This is a genomic window from Pseudomonas sp. PDM16 (genome assembly GCF_014851865.1).
Classification (GTDB): Bacteria; Pseudomonadota; Gammaproteobacteria; order Pseudomonadales; family Pseudomonadaceae; genus Aquipseudomonas.
The window spans coordinates 470,579-489,536 of record NZ_JACVAM010000003.1 but is presented as its reverse complement, the minus strand read 5'-3'; the positions used below and the strand labels follow the sequence as shown (position 1 = coordinate 489,536).

The window sequence follows — 18,958 nt, the reverse complement described above, 5'->3', positions numbered from 1 at the left end:
GACCCAAATGGAAGTTATCCTGCTGGAAAAAATCGCCAACCTGGGCAACCTGGGCGACAAGGTGAACGTCAAGGCCGGTTACGGTCGTAACTACCTGCTGCCGCAAGGCAAGGCCACCGCCGCTACCGCTGAGAACGTTGCTGCGTTCGAAGCTCGTCGCGCCGAGCTGGAAAAAGCCGCTGCCGAGAAGAAGGCTTCCGCCGAATCTCGTGCTGCTCAGCTGGCCGAGCTGGAAGTCACCATCACTGCCGTGGCCGGTGACGAAGGCAAGCTGTTCGGTTCCATCGGTACCCACGACATCGCCGAAGCACTGACCGCCTCTGGCGTTGAAGTGTCCAAAGCCGAAGTGCGTCTGCCGAACGGTACCATCCGCCAGGTCGGCGAATTCGACGTTGCTGTGCACCTGCACACCGACGTAGAAGCCACCGTCAAGGTGATCGTGGTAGCAGCCTAAGGCATGCGACCTGCGGGCTTGCACGAAGGTGCGAGCCTGCCGACAATCGGGCACTCACCGCTTTGCGGTGCGTGCCCGTTGTTTTTTCTAGAGCCTTTTGCAAAGTGGGCCTTTGCCAAAGCCTCTGCGCTTTTCGGAATCACAGGTGCCATGAACGATATCAGCGTCCCCCAGCAGTACGACCTGGAAACCGCCGCACTCAAGGTGCCGCCGCATTCCATCGAGGCCGAGCAGGCCGTGCTGGGCGGTCTGATGAAGGACAACAATGCCTGGGAACGGGTCTCGGATGCGGTGTCCGATGGCGACTTCTACCGCCATGACCACCGCCTGATCTTCCGCTCCATCGTCACCCTGGCCGAGCGCAACTCGCCGTTCGACGTGGTCACCGTGTCCGAGCAGCTGGACAAGGAAGGTCACCTGAGCCAGGTCGGCGGCCTCGGCTACCTCGGCGAGCTGGTCAACAACACTCCGTCCGTGGCCAACATCAAGGCCTATGCGCAGATCACCCGCGAGCGCGCCACCCTGCGCCAGCTGATCGGCATCAGCAACGACATCGCCGACATGGCCTACGCCCCCCAGGGCAAGAGTGCGGTGGAAGTGCTCGACGAGGCCGAGCGGCAGATCTTCCAGATCGCCGAGGCGCGGCCCAAGGTCGGCGGACCGGTGGGGATCAACGAGATACTGGTCAAGACCATCGACCGCATCGACGAGCTGTTCAACACCAACGAGGGCCTGACCGGCATCTCCACCGGCTTCACCGACCTAGATGGCATGACCAGCGGCCTGCAGCCGGCCGACCTGGTGATCGTCGCCGGCCGTCCGTCCATGGGTAAGACCACCTTCGCCATGAACCTGGTGGAGAACGCCGTGCTGCGTTCCGACAAGGTAATCCTGGTGTTCTCCCTGGAGATGCCCAGCGACTCGATCGTGATGCGTATGCTCTCCTCGCTCGGCCGCATCGACCAGACCAAGGTGCGTTCCGGCAAGCTGGATGACGACGACTGGCCGCGCCTGACCTCGGCGGTCAACCTGCTCAACGAGCGCAAGCTGTTCATCGACGATACCGCCGGCATCTCGCCGACCGAGATGCGCGCCCGCGCCCGCCGTCTGGCGCGCGAGCACGGTGAGATCGGCATGATCATGGTCGACTACCTGCAACTGATGCGTATCCCGGGATCAAGCGGCGACAACCGCACCAACGAGATTTCCGAGATCTCGCGCTCGCTCAAGGCGCTGGCCAAGGAGTTCAACTGCCCGGTGATCGCCCTGTCGCAGCTCAACCGCTCGCTGGAACAGCGCCCCAACAAGCGCCCGGTCAACTCCGACCTGCGGGAATCCGGGGCGATCGAGCAGGACGCCGACATCATCATGTTCGTCTACCGCGACGAGGTGTATCACCCGGAGACCGAGTACAAGGGCGTCGCCGAGATCATCATCGGCAAGCAGCGTAACGGCCCCATCGGCACCTGCCGCCTGGCCTTCATCGGCAAGTACACGCGCTTCGACAACCTCGCACCGGGGCTGTACAACTTCGAGGAAGACTGACCCTTCAAGGGGCCAACCTGCCCTGCGATCCATGGGCTGTGGTGCTCGGTGCTCGTCATTCGCATGAGCCATTGAGCTCACTCCTCCTACCTTGTGCCGAGTCACTCGCAACGGTTTAACCGGTGAAGGGCCCGGCCTGGATCAATGAAAACGGGTGCCCAGCGGTTAAGATGGGCGCCCGTTTTCTTTTCGGAAGTTGCCCATGCGCCCCCTCGTCGCTGCCATCGATCTGGAAGCCGTCTGCCATAACTACGCGCTGGCCAAGCGTTGTGCGCCAGGCCGGCAGGCCTTCGCCGTGGTCAAGGCGAATGCCTACGGGCACGGCGTGCGTGAGGTGGTCAGTGTGCTGCAGGAGGCTGATGGTTTTGCCGTGGCCAGCCTGGCGGAGGCTGCGGAAGTGCGTGCCATGCACGGCGAGGCGCGCATTCTGTTGCTGGAGGGCTGCTTCTCCGTCGATGAGCTGCCGATGGTCGCCCACCTTGGCCTGGATCTGGTGTTGCAAAGCTCTGAACAGCTTGAGGCACTGTTGGCCGCCGAGCTGTCGCGGCCACTGAACGTCTGGTTCAAGCTCGACTCCGGCATGCATCGCCTGGGGCTTTCTCCGGAAGCAGTGCGTCAGTATTTCCCCCGCCTGCGTAGCGCCCCGCAGGTAGCCGAACTGAATCTGATGAGCCACTTCGCCTGTGCCGACGAGCGTGGTCACAGCCTGAATGAGCTGCAGCTGGAGTGCTTCCTCGACCTGCTCGACCTCGATTTCGACCAGCGCAGTCTGGCCAACTCTGCCGCCCTGCTGATGATTCCGGCCGCGCACATGGATTGGATTCGCCCTGGCATCATGCTCTACGGCGCCACGCCGTTCGCCGACCTGTCTGCCGCCGAGCTGGGCCTGAAACCGGCCATGACCCTCAGCGCGCAGCTGATCGCCGTGCGCGATGTGGCGGAGGGGGAGAGTGTCGGCTACAGCGGTGGTTGGATCGCCGAGCGTCCTTCGCGCATAGGTACCGTGTGCTGCGGATATGCCGATGGCTATCCGCGCCATGCACCTGCCGGCACGCCGGTCTGGATCGATGGGCGGCGCGTGCCGTTGGCCGGTCGTGTGTCCATGGACATGTTGACGGTCGACCTTACCGATCTGCCCGAGGCCAAGGTCGGTGACGCCGTTGAGCTATGGGGCGCCAACCTGCCGGTGGATGACGTTGCCCAGGCCGCCGGTACTGTCGGCTACGAATTGCTGACCAAGGTCACGGCGCGGGTGCCGCGGCGCTATCATTCCTGATCGCTGATTCGTCCGAGGGATGACGAACTAGGCGTGCATAGCCGCCCTGGCGGCGGGATGCCTGGGCGTGGGGTGATGAGCACCCATCAGCGTGGCTGATTCAGCTCAGCCCGCTGGGCACCTTGAGCACGTCCAGCATCAGGCAGGTCTGTGGGCTCAGCTCGCCGTCGCAGCCCTGCAGCACGAAGCCCGAGCGGCCCTTCTGCTTGGCCCTGTACATGGCCTCGTCGGCGGACTTGTAGAGGCCGGCGAACTGCATCGCGTGCTGTGGGTAGAAGGCCGCGCCGATGCTGATGGTTACCGCCAGGCGGTTGGCGCCGTACAGTACCGGTCGCGACAGTTCGCCGAGCAGACGCACGGCGATTTCCTGGGTGTGCTGCTGGGCGTCCGGGCCGCACACCAGTACGGCGAACTCGTCACCGCCCAGGCGCGCCACCATATCGTTGGCCCGCACGTGCTCGCGCAGGCGATGGCCGATGGTGCGTAGCATCAGGTCACCGGCGTCGTGGCCGTAGCGGTCGTTTATCGGCTTGAAGTGGTCGAGGTCCACCAGCATCAGCGCCACCGACTCATCGCGGCGCTGGGCGTCGGCCAGGGCGACTTCGGCACGCTCGATCAGGTAGCGGCGATTGGGCAGTTCGGTCAGTGGATCGTGGAAGGCGGCGTGCTGCAGACGCTCTTCGCGCTCGCACAACTGCTGGTTGGCCTGAGCCAGCTCGGCAGTACGCAGGCGCACGGCCTCCTGCAGTTCGTCGGCGCTGGCCTGCATCTGCGCCAGGCGTGCGGTCTTCTCGCGGTCGGCCTGCAGCATGGCCTCGGCCTTCTCCTGTTTGAGCATCTGGATGCGGTAGGCCAGGGCAAAGGAGAACAGGATCGATTCGGCCGCTACCGCCAGCGGAAAGACATAGGCATTCCAGGTGGCCGGCTGGACGATGCCGGTGGAGCGCAGCAGCGCTAGGCTGATGCTGGCGAGGATCAGACCATAGCCGAACAGGTAGAGCAGGGCCGGGAAGTAGCCCTGGCGCCAGCGGATCATTGCCGAGCCGAGCGCCGCCGGGATGCTGGTCAGCGACAGCAGGGCGATCAACCAGGCCGCGGCGCCTCGCTGGCCGAGTGCCTCCAGTGCCACGGCGATCACGTAGCAGACGCAGGCGAAGCTCAGCAGGTGATGCGCCCAGCGGACATACAAACGGGTCTGCAACAGGGTCTGGGTGAAGCGACAGGCGCACAGGCCCCACAGCGACGGTAGGGTGATGCGATCCAGCCAGAAGGGCACGGGAGCGTTGGGCCACAGGTACTGGAAGCCGTGGCCGCTCATGCTGACGATCAGCAGCAGGGCGCCTGTGGTGGTCAGCACGTACCAGAAGTAGGCGGAGTCGCGCAGGGTGAAGAAGATGAACAGGTTGTACAGCAACAGGGCGGTGATGATGCCGTAGATCAGCCCCAGGCCGAGATTCTCATGGCTGGCCAGGTGATCCAGCTCGTCCAGTTGCCAGACCTTGAGCGGGAAAGAGTTACCGGCCGGATCGAAACTGCGCAGGTAGAAGGTCTGAGGCGCCTCGCCCAGCTCCGGCAACTGCAACAACGTGCGCCGGTAATCGTGGTCGCGACCCTCGGCGAAGGTGACCTTCTCGCCGGATTGGCGTAGGTTCCACCCGCCCTGGCCGTTGGGCGTGTATAGCTGCAGGTCGAGCTGGGTCACCGCGCCGTTCTCCAGCCACCACAGCGCCGGCGCATCGGCTGCGCGTTGCAATTCCAGCTTGATCCACCAGGGATTGGCATTCTGGCCGACACTGGCGCGGCCATTGGCGGGCTGGAAGCGTGCCTGCACGGCCGGGTCGGCCATATCGTCGATGCTCAGTTTGCCGCCGACATCTTCCAGCAGCACGATCCGGTCGTTCAGCTCCAGCCCGCTACTGTCGGCCTGCAGTTGGATGGGCGCCGCCTGCAGCCGCACGCTGAGCAGGCAAAGCATCACGAGCAGTGCACGCGCAAGAGAGCATCGCACCGGGGGACTCCTTGAACCGGGTTCTTATTGGTGTGGGCAATCAGGCGGGAGTATAGCCATGTAAGTGATCGTGATCACAAATCAGCGGCAGGATGCGTCCGAGTAGCTTGGTCGGACTCTGTATATTTTTTGTGCTATATTCCGCGCCCCCGTGAGAGCCCGTCTGATCAAAAAATATGCAAGCTGCCAAGCCGCTGTTCGACTATCCGAAATACTGGGCCGAGTGTTTCGGACCCGCTCCTTTCCTGCCAATGAACCGGGCGGAGATGGATCAGCTCGGCTGGGACAGCTGCGACATCATCATCGTCACCGGGGATGCATACGTCGATCATCCATCGTTCGGCATGGCCATCATCGGCCGCCTGCTGGAGGCCCAGGGTTTCCGCGTGGGCATCATCGCCCAGCCGGATTGGCGCTCCAAGGACGACTTCATGAAGCTCGGCCAGCCGAATCTGTTCTTCGGTGTGGCGGCGGGCAACATGGATTCGATGATCAACCGCTACACGGCGGACAAGAAGGTCCGCAGCGATGACGCGTATACCCCTGGCGGCCTCGCCGGCAAGCGCCCGGACCGCGCCAGCCTGGTGTATAGCCAGCGCTGCAAGGAGGCCTACAGCCAGACCCCGGTGATCCTCGGCGGCATCGAGGCCTCTCTGCGTCGTATCGCCCACTATGACTACTGGCAGGACAAAGTGCGCCGCTCGATCCTGATGGACGCCACCGCCGACATCCTGCTGTACGGCAACGCCGAGCGTGCGGTGGTCGAGATTGCCCAGCGCCTGGCCTTCGGCGAGCAGATCGAGCAGATCACCGATGTGCGCGGTACGGCCTTCGTTCGCCGCGATACTCCGGAGGGCTGGTTCGAAGTGGACTCCACCCGCATCGACCGCCCGGGCAAGATCGACAAGATCATCAACCCCTATGTGAACACCCAGGACACCGCTGCCTGCGCCATCGAGCAGGACAAGGGCGAGGCCTCTCCGGTCGAAGACCCCAACGAGGCCAAGGTCGTCGAGCTGCTGCCCAGTCCGAAGATGACCCGCGCCAAGACGGTGATCCGCCTGCCGTCCTTCGAGAAGGTGCGCAACGACCCCGTGCTCTACGCCCACGCCAACCGCGTGCTGCACCTGGAGACGAACCCGGGCAACGCCCGCGCCCTGGTGCAGAAGCATGGTGAGGTAGATGTGTGGTTCAACCCGCCACCCATCCCGATGACCACCGAGGAAATGGACTACGTGTTCGGCATGCCCTATGCGCGCGTGCCGCACCCGGATTACGGCAAGGAGAAGATCCCTGCCTACGAGATGATCCGCTTCTCGGTCAACATCATGCGTGGCTGCTTTGGTGGCTGCACCTTCTGCTCGATCACCGAGCACGAGGGTCGCATCATCCAGAACCGCTCGCATGAGTCGATCCTCGCCGAAATCGAGGAGATGAAGAAGGTGCCGGGCTTCACCGGCGTGGTCTCCGACCTCGGCGGGCCGACCGCCAACATGTACCGCATCGCCTGCAAGAGCTCGGAAATCGAATCCGCCTGCCGCAAGCCGTCCTGTGTGTTCCCCGGCATCTGCCCGAACCTGAATACCGACCACAGCTCGTTGATCGAGCTGTACCGCAAGGCCCGCGCCCTGCCGGGCGTGAAGAAGATCCTGATCGCCTCCGGCCTGCGCTACGACCTCGCCGTCGAGTCGCCGGAGTACGTCAAGGAGCTGGTGACCCACCATGTCGGTGGCTACCTGAAGATCGCCCCGGAGCATACCGAGGAAGGCCCGCTGAATCAGATGATGAAGCCGGGCATCGGTAGCTACGACAAGTTCAAGCGCATGTTCGAGAAGTACTCGAAGGAAGCAGGTAAAGAGCAGTACCTGATCCCATACTTCATCGCCGCCCACCCGGGCACCACCGACGAGGACATGATGAACCTCGCGCTGTGGCTCAAGCGCAACGGCTTCCGCGCCGACCAGGTGCAGGCGTTCTATCCCTCGCCGATGGCCTCGGCCACGGCCATGTACCACTCGGGCAAGAACCCGCTGCGCAAGGTCACCTACAAGAGCGACGGCGTGACCATCGTCAAGAGCGAGGAGCAGCGTCGCCTGCACAAGGCCTTCCTGCGTTACCACGACCCGAAGGGTTGGCCGATGCTGCGCGAGGCGCTGGAGCGCATGGGGCGCAGCGACCTGATCGGCAACGGCAAGCACCAGCTGATCCCGACCTACCAGCCGCAGACCGACGAGTACCAGAGCGCCCGGCGCAAGAACTCCACCCCGGCCGGCAGCAAGAAGGTCGCCGGCAATGGCGGTGACAAGGGCAAGACGGTTGGTCGTATCCTCACCCAGCACACCGGTTTGCCTCCGCGCGCTAGCGACGGCAGCAAGGCCTGGGACAAGCGTGAGCAAGCCAAGGCCGCCGCCGAGGCACGGCGCAAGGCAGAGAAGTCCGGAGGCAATTCCGGCAAGAAGCCCATCAAGCGTCCTGTTGCACCGCGCTGAGGCGAGTGCCAGGGTGTGCGCGCACCACTAGGGTGCGCGCTGAGTCAGCCCAGCCCGTGATCGCGGAAGTGCGCCACGTACGCCTTGTCCACCTTGAGGATATGGTGCACCAGCCAGTCCTTGAGCAGCTCCAGGGCATCCGCCCCGACCTCTTCATCGGATTCGTGCCGTGCCAGTAGCGTCATCACCTGGCCGCTGAACAGGTTGTGCTGGGCCTGGTGCGCCTCGGCCTCGGGGTAGCCGAGCCGTGAAAACAGGTTCTCCTCGACGATGAAGTGGTTCATCACATAGTCCATCAGGCCTTCCAGCAACTCGCCAACCTGCTCGCGCGAGGCTCCGCCCTGTAGTGCCTCGTGCAGACTGTTGGTCTGGTCCACCAGCCAGCGATGTTGCTCATCTATCTCCTCTATCCCTACCTCAAGTGCTTGTGTCCACGGCATGAAGACCATGCGCCCCTGCTCCCCTCGTTGTTATTCCGACGATCTTGCCCGGCGCCGCCAATGTCTCTTTGATCCCGGTCAATGCCAGTGGCACAACTCTTGCCCCTCTCAGGTATCGCCCTGGCTCGCAGGAGGCACGCCGTGTCGATCCATGTCGCACTGCAGCACGTCACGCACTACCGCTACGACCGCCCGATCAACCTCGGCCCGCAGGTAGTCCGCCTGCGCCCCGCGCCGCATAGCCGCACGCGCATCCTCTCCTATGCGTTGCAGGTCTCGCCGGGCGAGCACTTCGTCAACTGGCAGCAGGACCCGCAGGGCAACTACCTGGCGCGCCTGGTGTTTCCGGAGAAGACCGAGGAGCTGCGGGTCACCGTCGACCTGGTCGCTGAGATGGCGGTGTTCAACCCCTTCGACTTCTTCCTCGAACCACATGCCGAGAAGATTCCCTTTGCCTATGTCGAGGGCGAGCAGCGCGAGCTGGCGCCGTACCTGGTCACCGAGGCCGGTGGCGCTTTGTTCACCAAGTACCTGGCCGGCGTCGACCGTAAGCCGACCGCGAGCGTCGACTTCCTGGTGGCGCTGAACCAGCGCCTGTCCCACGACATCCGCTACCTGATCCGCATGGAGCCCGGCGTGCAGACGCCGGAAGAGACCCTGGAGCTGGCCTCCGGCTCGTGCCGCGACTCGGCCTGGCTGCTGGTGCAGCTGCTGCGCCACCTGGGCCTCGCTGCGCGCTTCGTCTCCGGTTATCTGATCCAGCTCACCGCCGACGTCAAATCCCTCGACGGCCCCAGCGGCACCGAACAGGACTTCACCGACCTGCACGCCTGGTGCGAGGTGTACCTGCCCGGCGCCGGCTGGATCGGCCTCGATCCGACTTCCGGCCTGTTCGCCGGCGAGGGCCACGTGCCGCTGGCCTGCAGCCCGGAGCCGTCCTCGGCAGCGCCGATCAGCGGCGTGCTTGATGAGTGTGAATGCGAGTTCGAGCACGACATGCGCGTCGAGCGCATCTGGGAGGCGCCGCGGGTCACCAAACCGTACGACGAGGAGCAGTGGCAGGACATCCTCAACCTCGGCCGCCAGGTCGACGCCGAGCTGACCTACGGCGACGTGCGCCTGACCATGGGCGGCGAGCCGACCTTCGTCTCCCTCGACTACCCGGACGACGCCGAGTGGAACACCGCGGCTATGGGCCCGAACAAGCGTGCCCTGGCCGCCGACCTGTTCCATCGTCTGCGCGCGCACTACGCGCCGCAGGCGCTGGTGCATTTCGGCCAGGGCAAGTGGTACCCCGGCGAGCAGTTGCCACGCTGGTCGCTCAACTGTTTCTGGCGCAAGGACGGCGAGCCGATCTGGCAGGACCCGGCGCTGTACGCCGACGAGACCCGCTACTACGGCGCCGATGCGCGCCTGGCCGCGCGCTTCCTCGGCACCCTGGCCGGGCACCTCGGCCTGGAGGCCGAGCATGTGTTCCCGGCCTACGAAGACTGGCTCTACTACCTGTGGCGCGAACGCCGCCTGCCGGCCAACGTCGCCCCGGATGATGCGCGCCTGAGTGATCCGCTGGAGCGCGAGCGCCTGCGTAAGGTGTTCTGCCGTGGTCTCGGCGAGGTGGTCGGGCATGTGCTGCCGTTGATGCGCAGCGCCGGCGACGACGCCTGGCTGACCGGCCCCTGGTTCCTGCGCGACGAACACTGCCGACTGATTCCCGGCGACTCGGCGTTGGGCTATCGCCTGCCGCTGGACTCGCAGCCCTGGGTCGGCGAGCTGGACTATCCCTACGTCACCGGTCAGGACCCGCACCAGCCGTTCCCGCCACTGCCCAGCCGGCAGAGCATCCAGCAACAGCTGCGCCGGCCGCTGCACCCCGCTGGCAACGGCAAGCCGCTGCTCGAGGGCGAGGGCCCGCAGGCGCCCGGACTCAACGAGTCGGCCGCCGGCATCGTGCGTACCGCGCTGTGCGCCGAACCGCGCGACGGCCGCCTGTACCTGTTCATGCCGCCGCTGCAGCGCCTGGACGACTACCTGGAGCTGGTCGCCGCCATCGAGGCCACCGCCCGCGAGCTGCGCTGCCCGGTGCTGCTGGAGGGCTACGAGCCGCCGCAGGACCCGCGTCTGACCTATTTCCGCGTCACCCCGGACCCCGGCGTGATCGAGGTGAACATCCATCCGGCTTCCAACTGGGACGAGCTGGTCGAGCGCACCGAGTTCCTCTACGAGGCCGCACGCCAGTGCCGGCTCTCCAGCGAGAAGTTCATGCTCGACGGCCGCCACACCGGTACTGGCGGCGGCAACCACTTCGTTCTCGGCGGCGCCACTCCGGCCGAGTCGCCCTTCCTGCGTCGCCCGGACCTGCTGCGCAGCCTGATCAGCTACTGGCATAACCACCCGTCGCTGTCCTACCTGTTCAGCGGCCTGTTCATCGGCCCGACCTCGCAGGCGCCACGGGTGGACGAAGCGCGCAACGACGCCCTCTACGAACTGGAGATCGCCTTCGCCCAGATGCCCGAGCCGGGCCGCGAATGCCCGCCCTGGCTGATCGACCGCCTGCTGCGCAACCTGCTGGTGGACGTCACCGGCAACACCCATCGCGCCGAGTTCTGCATCGACAAGCTGTACTCGCCGGACTCCAGCAGCGGCCGCCTCGGCCTGCTCGAACTGCGTGCCTTCGAGATGCCGCCGCATGCGCGCATGAGCCTGGTCCAGCAACTGCTGCTGCGTGCGCTGATCGCGCGCTTCTGGAACGAGCCCTACCGCCCGGCCAAGCTGGCGCGCTGGGGCACCGAGTTGCACGACCGCTTCCTGCTGCCGCACTTCGTCGAGCAGGACTTCGCCGACGTCATCTTCGACCTCAACGCCGCCGGCTATCCGCTGCGCGCCGAGTGGTTCGCCCCGCACCTGGAATTCCGCTTCCCCAAGCTGGGCGACTACGCGGTGAAGGGCATCGAGCTGGAACTGCGCCAGGCCCTGGAACCCTGGCACGTGCTGGGCGAGGAGGGCGCCGTCGGTGGCACCGTGCGCTACGTGGATTCCTCGCTGGAGCGCGTGCAGGTACGCCTCGACGGCCTGGCCCCGGACCGCTACCTGCTCACCTGCAATGGCGTGCCGGTACCGCTGCGCCCGACCGGCAAGGTCGGCGAGTTCGTCGGCGGCGTGCGTTACCGCGCCTGGCAGCCGGCCAACTGCCTGCAACCGACCATCGGCGTGCACGCACCACTGGTGTTCGACCTGGTCGATACCTGGATGCAGCGCTCCCTGGGCGGCTGCCAGTACCATGTGGCGCATCCCGGCGGGCGCAATTTCGAGGCGCTACCGGTCAACGCTTACGCCGCCGAAAGCCGGCGCATGGCGCGTTTCTTCCGTCACGGGCACAGCCCGGGCGAGCTGTCGGTGGAGGCAGCGATCAACAATAATGAATTGCCCATGACCCTGGACCTGCGCCGCGGCTGATGCCCGGCGCCAGGGCGCCTTGCGAGACTTGCATGCCTGATTTGCTTGCCGATTACCCGCGCCCCGGCGCGGCCTACCACGAATTGCTCGACGCCCAGGGCCAGGTGCGCCCGCACTGGCGCCGCCTGTTCGACCAGCTGCAGCGCAGCAGCCCGGCGCAGCTGCAGCAGCGCCAGGCCATGCTGGCGCGGCAGATCCAGGAGAACGGCGTTACCTACAACGTCTACGCCGACCCGGAGGGCGCCGACCGCCCCTGGGAGTTGGACCTGCTGCCCAACCTGATCCCTGCCGAGGAGTGGCAGCAGATCGCCGCCGGCGTGGCCCAGCGCGCCGGCCTGCTCAACGCCGTGCTGGCCGACCTGTACGGCTCGCAGCAGCTGCTCGCCGAGGGCCTGCTGCCGACCGAGCTGGTGTTCGGCCACGACAACTTCCTCTGGCCCTGCCAGGGCATCCAGCCGCCCGGCGGCACCTTCCTCCACCTGTACGCAGTGGACCTGGCGCGTGCCCCGGACGGTCGCTGGTGGGTCACAGCCGACCGCACCCAGGCGCCCTCCGGCGCCGGCTACGCGCTGGAGAACCGGCAGATCCTCTCGCGCGCCTTCCCCGAGCTGTATCGCGACCTGCGCGTGCAGTACCTGGCCGGCTTCTTCCGCACCCTGCAGGACACCCTGGCGCGCCAGGCCCCGGCCGAGGGCGAGACGCCGCTGGTGGTGCTGCTCACTCCCGGCCGCTTCAACGAGAGCTACTTCGAGCACCTGTACCTGGCGCGCCAGCTCGGCTACCCGCTGGTCGAGGGCAGCGACCTCACCGTGCGCGACGCCAAACTCTACCTGAAGACCCTGGCCGGCCTGCGCCGCGTGCACGCCGTGCTGCGCCGCCTGGACGACGACTACTGCGACCCGCTGGAGCTGCGCACCGACTCCGCCCTTGGCGTGCCCGGCCTGCTGGAGGCGGTGCGCCAGGGCAACGTGCTGGTGGCCAACGCGCTCGGCAGTGGCGTGCTGGAGTCGCCCGGCCTGCCCGGCTTCCTGCCGGCCATCGCCGAGAAGTGGCTGGGCGAGGAGCTGCTGCTGCCCTCCATCGCCAGCTGGTGGTGCGGCGAGGAGCCGGTGCTGGAAGAGGCGCTGGGCAAGCTCGACGAACTGCTGGTACGGCCGAGCTTCCCCTCCCAGAGTTTCGTCGCCCAGTTCGGCCGCGACCTCGACGAGGCCCAGCGCGCTGCCCTGGCCGAACGCATCCAGGCGCGGCCCTACGCTTACGTGGCGCAGGCCCGCGCGCAGCTGTCGCAGGCGCCGGTGTGGCTGGCCGAGGAGGGCGGCGTGGTGCCGCGCGCCATCGGTATGCGCGTGTACGCCGTGGCCAGCGCCGACGGCTACCGCGTGCTGCCCGGCGGCCTGACCCGCGTCGCCGCCGATGCCGACGCCGAGGTGGTGTCGATGCAGCGTGGCGGGGCGAGCAAGGACACCTGGGTGCTCGGCGAACGCCACCCCGGCGGCGAGCCCTGGCAGTGGCTGCGCCCGCTCGGCGTGGCCGACCTGGTGCGCAGCGACCCTTACCTGCCGTCGCGGGTGGTGGAAAACCTGTTCTGGTTCGGCCGCTACGGCGAGCGTTGCGAAGATAGCGCGCGCCTGCTGCGCATCATGCTGGCCCGCTACGTCGACGATGATGACGATCCGCAGGCGCTGCAGGCCGCGCTTTCCCTGGGCGAGAGCCTCGGCCTGCTGCCGGATGCCGGCAGCGGCAGCCTGGAGCAGCGCCTGTTCGAGGCGCTGCTCGGCGCCGACTGGCCGACCAGCCTGCGTGCCAATCTGCAACGCTTGCAGTGGGCTGCCGGCAGCGTGCGCGGCAAGCTGTCCCAGGCCAACTGGCAGGCGCTGGTCGAGCTGCAGCGCGAGGCCCAGAGCCTGGAACGCGAGGGTGCGGACTTCGGTGACCTGCTGGATTTCCTCAACCGCCTGCTGATGTCGCTGGCGGCCCTGGCCGGCTTCGCCCTCGACGACATGACCCGCGACGATGGCTGGCGCTTCCTTATGCTCGGCCGCTGCGTGGAGCGCCTGCAGTTCCTCTGCGAGAGCGTCGCCGGCTTCCTGCGCAGCCACGCGGTGCACGACCAGTCGGCGCTGGAGTGGCTGCTGGAGCTGGGCAACAGCAGCATCACCTACCGCACCCGCTACCTGGCCAGCGCCCAGCTGATCCCGGTGCTCGACCTGCTTCTGCTCGACGAACAGAACCCGCACGCCGTGCTGTTCCAACTGCGGCAGATGCTGCGCTCGCTGGAGCGTCTCGAAGAAGGCTTCGGCTTCGTCGCCGGCAGTCGCCTGGATGAGCTGGCCAGCAAGCTCGCCACCTTCCGCCTGGGCAGCCTGGAGAGCCCGCTGTTCGGCACCTCCGGCGTGCGCGCCGTGCTGGGCGGCCTGGCCGGCCTGTTGCTGCAGATCGGCGAAGCGTCTGGCGAGGTCTCCGACCAACTGGCCCTGCGCTTCTTCGTGCACGTGGATGCCAGTCGCGGGACACTCTCGTCATGAAGCGCGCTCATTATCAGGTTCTCCACGACACCCATTACTGCTACTCGGCGCCGGTTTCCCTGGCCCAGCAGTTGGCCCATCTGTGGCCGCGTGACTGCGCCCGACAGCTGTGCCACGAGCGACATCTGACCATCACCCCGCAGCCGACCCGGCGCCAGGACGGTCTCGACCTGTTCGGCAATCCGCTGACCCGTTTGGCCTTCGAGCGCCCCCACGACGAGCTGCGGGTGATCGCCTGCCTGCGCGTCGAGGTGCTGGCTCGCGAGGGTCTGGTGCTGGAGGATTCGCCAGCCTGGGAAGAGGCGGTCGCTGCGCTGCGCTACTCCGGCCAGCCGTTGCCCGCCGAGCTGCTGGAGGCGGCGCGCTACCGTTTCCAGTCGCCCTACGTGCACCTCAAGCAGGCCTTCGCCACGTTCGCTGCCGACTGCTTCGCCCCGGGCCGGCCGCTGCTGCTGGCAGTACGCGCGTTGATGCAGAAGATCTTCAAGGAATTCACCTTCGACGCCGCCGCTACCCAGGTGGCAACCCCGCTGCTGCAGGTGCTGGAGGAGCGCCGCGGCGTGTGCCAGGACTTCGCCCACCTGATGCTCGCCTGCCTGCGCTCCCAGGGCCTGGCGGCGCGCTACGTCAGCGGCTACCTGCTGACCCAGCCGCCACCCGGCCAGCCCCGGCTGATCGGCGCCGACGCCTCGCACGCCTGGGTCTCGGTGTACTGCCCGCGCCAGGGTTGGGTGGACTTCGACCCGACCAACAACCTGCTGCCGGCGCTGGAGCACATCACCCTTGGCTGGGGCCGCGATTTCGCCGACGTCTCGCCGCTGCGCGGGGTGATCCTCGGCGGCGGCAGCCATGATCCGGACGTGCGGGTGACGGTGACGCCACTGGAAGAGCCGTTGCCGGCGGTGGGGTGAGGCGCGCGAGATGCCTGTGCTCCCCTCTCCTGCATGCGGGAGAGGGGCCGGGGGAGAGGGTGATAACCATAAAGCGCCCTCTCCCTAACCCTCTCCCATAAATGGGAGAGGGGATGTCGCCCGTAGCCCGGGTGACATCTGGGCTACCGCCGCTTGAGCCACTCCAGCGCACCCAATCCCGCCACTCGCCCGCTGGCAAAACAGGCGGTAAGCAGGTAGCCGCCGGTGGGGGCTTCCCAGTCGAGCATCTCGCCGGCGCAGAAGGTGCCGGGAAGGGCGCGCAGCATCAGCTGTTCGTCGAGCGCCGCGAAGGTCACCCCACCAGCACTGGAGATGGCTTCGTCCAGCGGGCGGGTGCGCAGTAGTTCGATTGGCAGTGCCTTGATCGCTCGCGCCAGACGGCGCATATCGGCGAAGTCATCGGCACGGGTCAGCTCGCGCAGCAGCGCGGCCCTGGCGCCGTCCAGGCCGAGCTGGCGGTGCAGGTGCTTGGCCATCGACGCCGAGCCGCGTGGCTTGCTTAGCAGTGCAGTGACTTTCTCCAGATCGCGATCTGGCTGTAGATCCAGATAAATCCGCGCGCGGCCGTGCTGCTCGATGCGCTGGCGAATGGCGGCGGACAGCGCGTAGACCAGGCTGCCTTCGATGCCGTGTTCGGTGAGAACGAACTCGCCACGCCGAGGTGCCTCGCCGTCCAGTGCCAGAGTGACGTTCTTCAGCGGTGCGCCGGAGAATCTTCCCCGCAGGTGCTCGCTCCAGCCGGCCACTTCGAAGCCACTGTTGGCCGGGCGCAGCTGTGAGATACCGACTCCGCGCTGCTCCAGCGGCGGCACCCAGGCGCCGTCCGAGCCAAGCCGTGCCCAGCTGCCGCCGCCCAGGGCCAGCACGCAGGCATCGGCGGCAACCAGGCGCTCACCATCCGGTGTGGCGAGACGCAACTCGCCCTGGTCATTCCAGCCCAGCCAGCGGCTGCGCGTATGGATCGCCACGCCGGCCTCGCGCAGGCGCTTGAGCCAGGCGCGCAGCAGTGGCGCGGCCTTCATATCGGTGGGGAACACTCTTCCCGATGTTCCGATGAAGGTGTCGATGCCCAGGCCATGAATCCACTCGCGCAGGGCTTCGGCGTCGAAGTCCGCCAGCAGCGCGGCGATCTCCTGTTCACGCTCGCGGTAGCGGGCGAGGAACGGCGCCTTGGCTTCCGAGTGGGTGATGTTCATCCCGCCGACACCGGCCAGGAGGAACTTGCGCCCGACCGAGGGCATGGCGTCGAACAGCTCGACCCGCGCGCCACCGGCGGCCAGCACCTCGGCGGCCATCAGCCCGGCGGGGCCGCCGCCGATGATGGCGACGCAGGGGGCGGGACGAGTGGCGGAGTTGGTCATGGCGAGTCGCAATTGGCGCGGGAAAGCCGGCATTCTACCCGAGGCATCGGTCGCCAGCCTTGTCATCTGCGCGGGCTTCGGGCAGGGTCTGGGGCTTTAATCCCAGCAGGAGCCAGTGTCATGTCCGGCCTCTATCCCAGCGTCGACCCCGAAGGTCTGCTCGAATATTCGGTGGTCTACACCGACCGCTCTCTCAATCATATGTCGCAGTCCTTCCAGGGCGTGATGCGGGACATTTCCAGCACCTTGAAGCAGGTCTACAACGCCCACGCCGTGGCCGTGGTGCCCGGCAGCGGCACCTTCGGCATGGAGGCGGTGGCGCGCCAGCTGGCGACCGGGCAGAAGGCCCTGGTGATCCGTAACGGCTGGTTCAGCTACCGCTGGACGCAGATCTTCGAGATGGGCCAGATCCCCGCCTCATCCACCGTACTCAAGGCGCGCCCGGTCAGCGAGGGCAGCCAGGCCGCCTATGCGCCGGCGCCGCTGGACGAGGTGCTGGCGACCATCGCCGCCGAGAAGCCGCAGGTGGTGTTCGCGCCCCATGTGGAGACTGCCTCGGGGATGATCCTGCCGGACGACTATTTGCGCGCGGTGGCCGATGCCGTGCATGCGGTGGGCGGCCTGTTCGTGCTCGACTGCATCGCCTCCGGCACCCTCTGGGTGGACATGCAGGCGTGCGGCGTCGACGTGCTGATCAGCGCGCCGCAGAAGGGCTGGAGCGCTTCGCCCTGCTGCGCCCTGGTGATGCTCAGTGCGGCGGCCCAGGCCCGTGTCGAGGCGACCCAGAGCAGCAGCTTCGCCTGCGACCTGAAAAAGTGGCTGCAGATCATGCAGGCCTACGAGCAGGGCGGCCACGCCTACCACGCGACCATGCCCAGCGACGCCCTGGCGCGCTTCCGCGACGCGATGCAGGAGGCCGAGACCAAGGGCTTCGCCAAGGTCTGCGAACAGCAGCGTGAGCTGGGCCGACGCGTGCGTGCGCTGTTGGCGGCCAAGGGCTTCAAGAGCGTCGCCGCCGAGGGCTTCGAGGCGCCCGGCGTGGTGGTCTGCTACACCGACGATGCGCAGATCAAGAGCGGCAGCAAGTTCGCTGCTCAGGGCCTGCAAACCGCTGCCGGCGTGCCGCTGCAGTGCGACGAGCCGGCGGACTTCCAGACCTTTCGTCTCGGCCTGTTCGGCCTGGACAAGCTAGGTAATGTCGAGCGCACCGTCGCTACGCTGGAGCAGGCGCTGGACAAGGTTCTGGCCTAGGCCCTCTTGATCGTCGGCCAGGCTGCGTTGAAATTGGTATCGGGCTGCTCATTTACTGTTTGTAAACTCCGCGCCCTCAACCAATTTCGCTTTGCCTGGCTCTAGCTCAAAAGCCCCTAGAAAATCAGCGCAGCCCCGCCGCGCGCCATACCCGCGCGGCGCTGTGATGCAGAATGCCGTGGCGGCGGGCGAGCAGGGCGCGATCCTGGTCGTAGCCGCCGCCGATCACCCCGACTACCGGAATGTCGCGCTCCAGACAGTGGTGGAACACCACCTCGTCGCGGGCGGCGATGCCGGCGTCGGTCAGCTGCAGATAGCCGAGGCGGTCGTCCTTGTGCACATCGACGCCGCCGTCGTAGAGCACGATATCCGGCTGGTACAGGGCCAGCAGGTAGCCCAGGCTGTCATGCACCACCTTCAGATAATCGGCGTCGCCCATGCCGATGGGCAGGCCGATGTCCCAGTCGCTTCTGGCCTTGCGCGCCGGGAAATTCTTCTCGCAGTGCAGCGATACCGTGATGGCGTCCGGCACCTTCTCCAGCAGGCGCGCGGTACCGTCGCCCTGGTGCACGTCGCAGTCATAGATCAGCACCCGGCCGACGCGGCCGCTCTCCAGCAGGTAACGGGCGATCACCGCCAGGTCGTTGAAGATGCAGAAGCCGGAGGCCTCGGCGAAGTGTGCATGGTGAGTGCCGCCGGCCAGGTGGCAGGCCATGCCGTGTTCGAGGGCCAGGTCGGCGGCCAGCAGCGAGCCACCCACAGCGCGCACGGTGCGCCGGGCCAGCGCTGGACTCCAGGGCAGGCCGAGACGGCGCTGCTCCTGATAGGTCAGCTCGCCGCTGGCGAAGCGCTCGATATAGTCCGGGCAGTGCGCCAGGGCGAGGATCTCCGGTGGGCAGATTTCCGGGCGATGCAGCTCTTCGTCGCGCACCAGACCGCTGTCCACCAGGTGATCGCGCAGAAGGCGAAACTTCTCCATGGGGAAGCGGTGGTTGGCCGGGAAGGGTGGGCTGTAGTCGTCGTGGTAGATCAGCGGCAGCATAATGAGTTCTCAGAACCTATTTACGATCTCCTGGCTCGCGGCCATACCGCGTTAAAAACGGCCCGGGACGCGGCGTCTCGGAATACTCATTTACAGCTCGTAAACTCCGCTTCCTCGGCCGTTTTTGCCTTGTCTGGCTCTAATCCAGAAGATCGTAAACAGGTTCTCTCAAAGGTAAGCGC

Annotated in this window: 12 protein-coding genes; 8 read left to right on the top strand and 4 right to left on the bottom strand. The window is 66.5% G+C overall.

Features of this window, described 5'->3' with window-relative positions; genetic code table 11:
- The first annotated feature begins 7 nt into the window (after nucleotides 1-7).
- From rplI to alr, 3 genes are all read left to right on the top strand, one after another.
- Entirely contained in the window at nucleotides 8-454 is a 447-nt protein-coding gene (rplI, locus tag IB234_RS14190; RefSeq protein WP_192318779.1) for a 50S ribosomal protein L9, read from the top strand.
- Between the two features lie 150 nt (nucleotides 455-604).
- A complete protein-coding gene (gene dnaB, locus IB234_RS14185; protein ID WP_043310394.1) occupies nucleotides 605-1,999 on the top strand; it encodes a replicative DNA helicase in 1,395 nt (464 codons plus the stop codon).
- Nucleotides 2,000-2,201: 202 nt separating this feature from the next.
- Nucleotides 2,202-3,275, top strand: coding sequence for an alanine racemase (alr, locus tag IB234_RS14180; protein ID WP_192318777.1), 1,074 nt, complete (start codon nucleotides 2,202-2,204; stop codon nucleotides 3,273-3,275).
- Nucleotides 3,276-3,375: 100 nt separating this feature from the next.
- Here alr and IB234_RS14175 read toward each other — a convergent pair whose 3' ends face one another.
- Nucleotides 3,376-5,250, bottom strand: a complete 1,875-nt coding sequence (locus tag IB234_RS14175) for a diguanylate cyclase (protein ID WP_192319111.1) — start codon at nucleotides 5,248-5,250, stop codon at nucleotides 3,376-3,378.
- 209 nt (nucleotides 5,251-5,459) lie between these two features.
- Here IB234_RS14175 and IB234_RS14170 point away from each other — a divergent pair, with 209 nt between their 5' ends.
- Entirely contained in the window at nucleotides 5,460-7,772 is a 2,313-nt protein-coding gene (locus IB234_RS14170; protein ID WP_192318775.1) for a YgiQ family radical SAM protein, read from the top strand.
- 44 nt (nucleotides 7,773-7,816) lie between these two features.
- On the opposite strand, the gene IB234_RS14165 is transcribed toward IB234_RS14170, so the two are convergent.
- Nucleotides 7,817-8,221: a bacteriohemerythrin gene (locus IB234_RS14165; protein ID WP_192318773.1), complete on the bottom strand. Its 405-nt coding sequence runs from the start codon at nucleotides 8,219-8,221 to the stop codon at nucleotides 7,817-7,819.
- Nucleotides 8,222-8,353: 132 nt separating this feature from the next.
- Here IB234_RS14165 and IB234_RS14160 point away from each other — a divergent pair, with 132 nt between their 5' ends.
- Genes IB234_RS14160 through IB234_RS14150 form a run of 3 tightly spaced genes read left to right on the top strand, consistent with a single transcriptional unit; the run spans nucleotide 8,354 to nucleotide 15,101 of the window.
- Nucleotides 8,354-11,665, top strand: coding sequence for a DUF2126 domain-containing protein (locus IB234_RS14160; RefSeq protein WP_192318772.1), 3,312 nt, complete (start codon nucleotides 8,354-8,356; stop codon nucleotides 11,663-11,665).
- A gap of 32 nt (nucleotides 11,666-11,697) precedes the next feature.
- Nucleotides 11,698-14,190 (top strand): circularly permuted type 2 ATP-grasp protein, encoded by a 2,493-nt coding sequence (locus IB234_RS14155; protein WP_192318770.1) that lies wholly within the window; start codon nucleotides 11,698-11,700, stop codon nucleotides 14,188-14,190.
- The gene (locus IB234_RS14150) at nucleotides 14,187-15,101 is read left to right on the top strand and encodes a transglutaminase family protein (protein WP_192318768.1); all 915 of its coding nucleotides are present in this window, start codon (nucleotides 14,187-14,189) and stop codon (nucleotides 15,099-15,101) included. Before IB234_RS14155 ends, IB234_RS14150 begins: the two co-directional genes overlap by 4 nt.
- 143 nt (nucleotides 15,102-15,244) lie before the next feature.
- Here IB234_RS14150 and IB234_RS14145 read toward each other — a convergent pair whose 3' ends face one another.
- The gene (locus tag IB234_RS14145; RefSeq protein ID WP_192318766.1) at nucleotides 15,245-16,483 is read right to left on the bottom strand and encodes a TIGR03862 family flavoprotein; all 1,239 of its coding nucleotides are present in this window, start codon (nucleotides 16,481-16,483) and stop codon (nucleotides 15,245-15,247) included.
- Nucleotides 16,484-16,603: 120 nt separating this feature from the next.
- Here IB234_RS14145 and IB234_RS14140 point away from each other — a divergent pair, with 120 nt between their 5' ends.
- The gene (locus IB234_RS14140; RefSeq protein ID WP_192318764.1) at nucleotides 16,604-17,734 is read left to right on the top strand and encodes an aminotransferase class V-fold PLP-dependent enzyme; all 1,131 of its coding nucleotides are present in this window, start codon (nucleotides 16,604-16,606) and stop codon (nucleotides 17,732-17,734) included.
- Between the two features lie 124 nt (nucleotides 17,735-17,858).
- Here the strand turns inward: IB234_RS14140 and IB234_RS14135 are convergent, their stop codons facing one another.
- Nucleotides 17,859-18,779, bottom strand: coding sequence for a histone deacetylase (locus IB234_RS14135; protein ID WP_192319108.1), 921 nt, complete (start codon nucleotides 18,777-18,779; stop codon nucleotides 17,859-17,861).
- Nucleotides 18,780-18,958 lie beyond the last annotated feature (179 nt).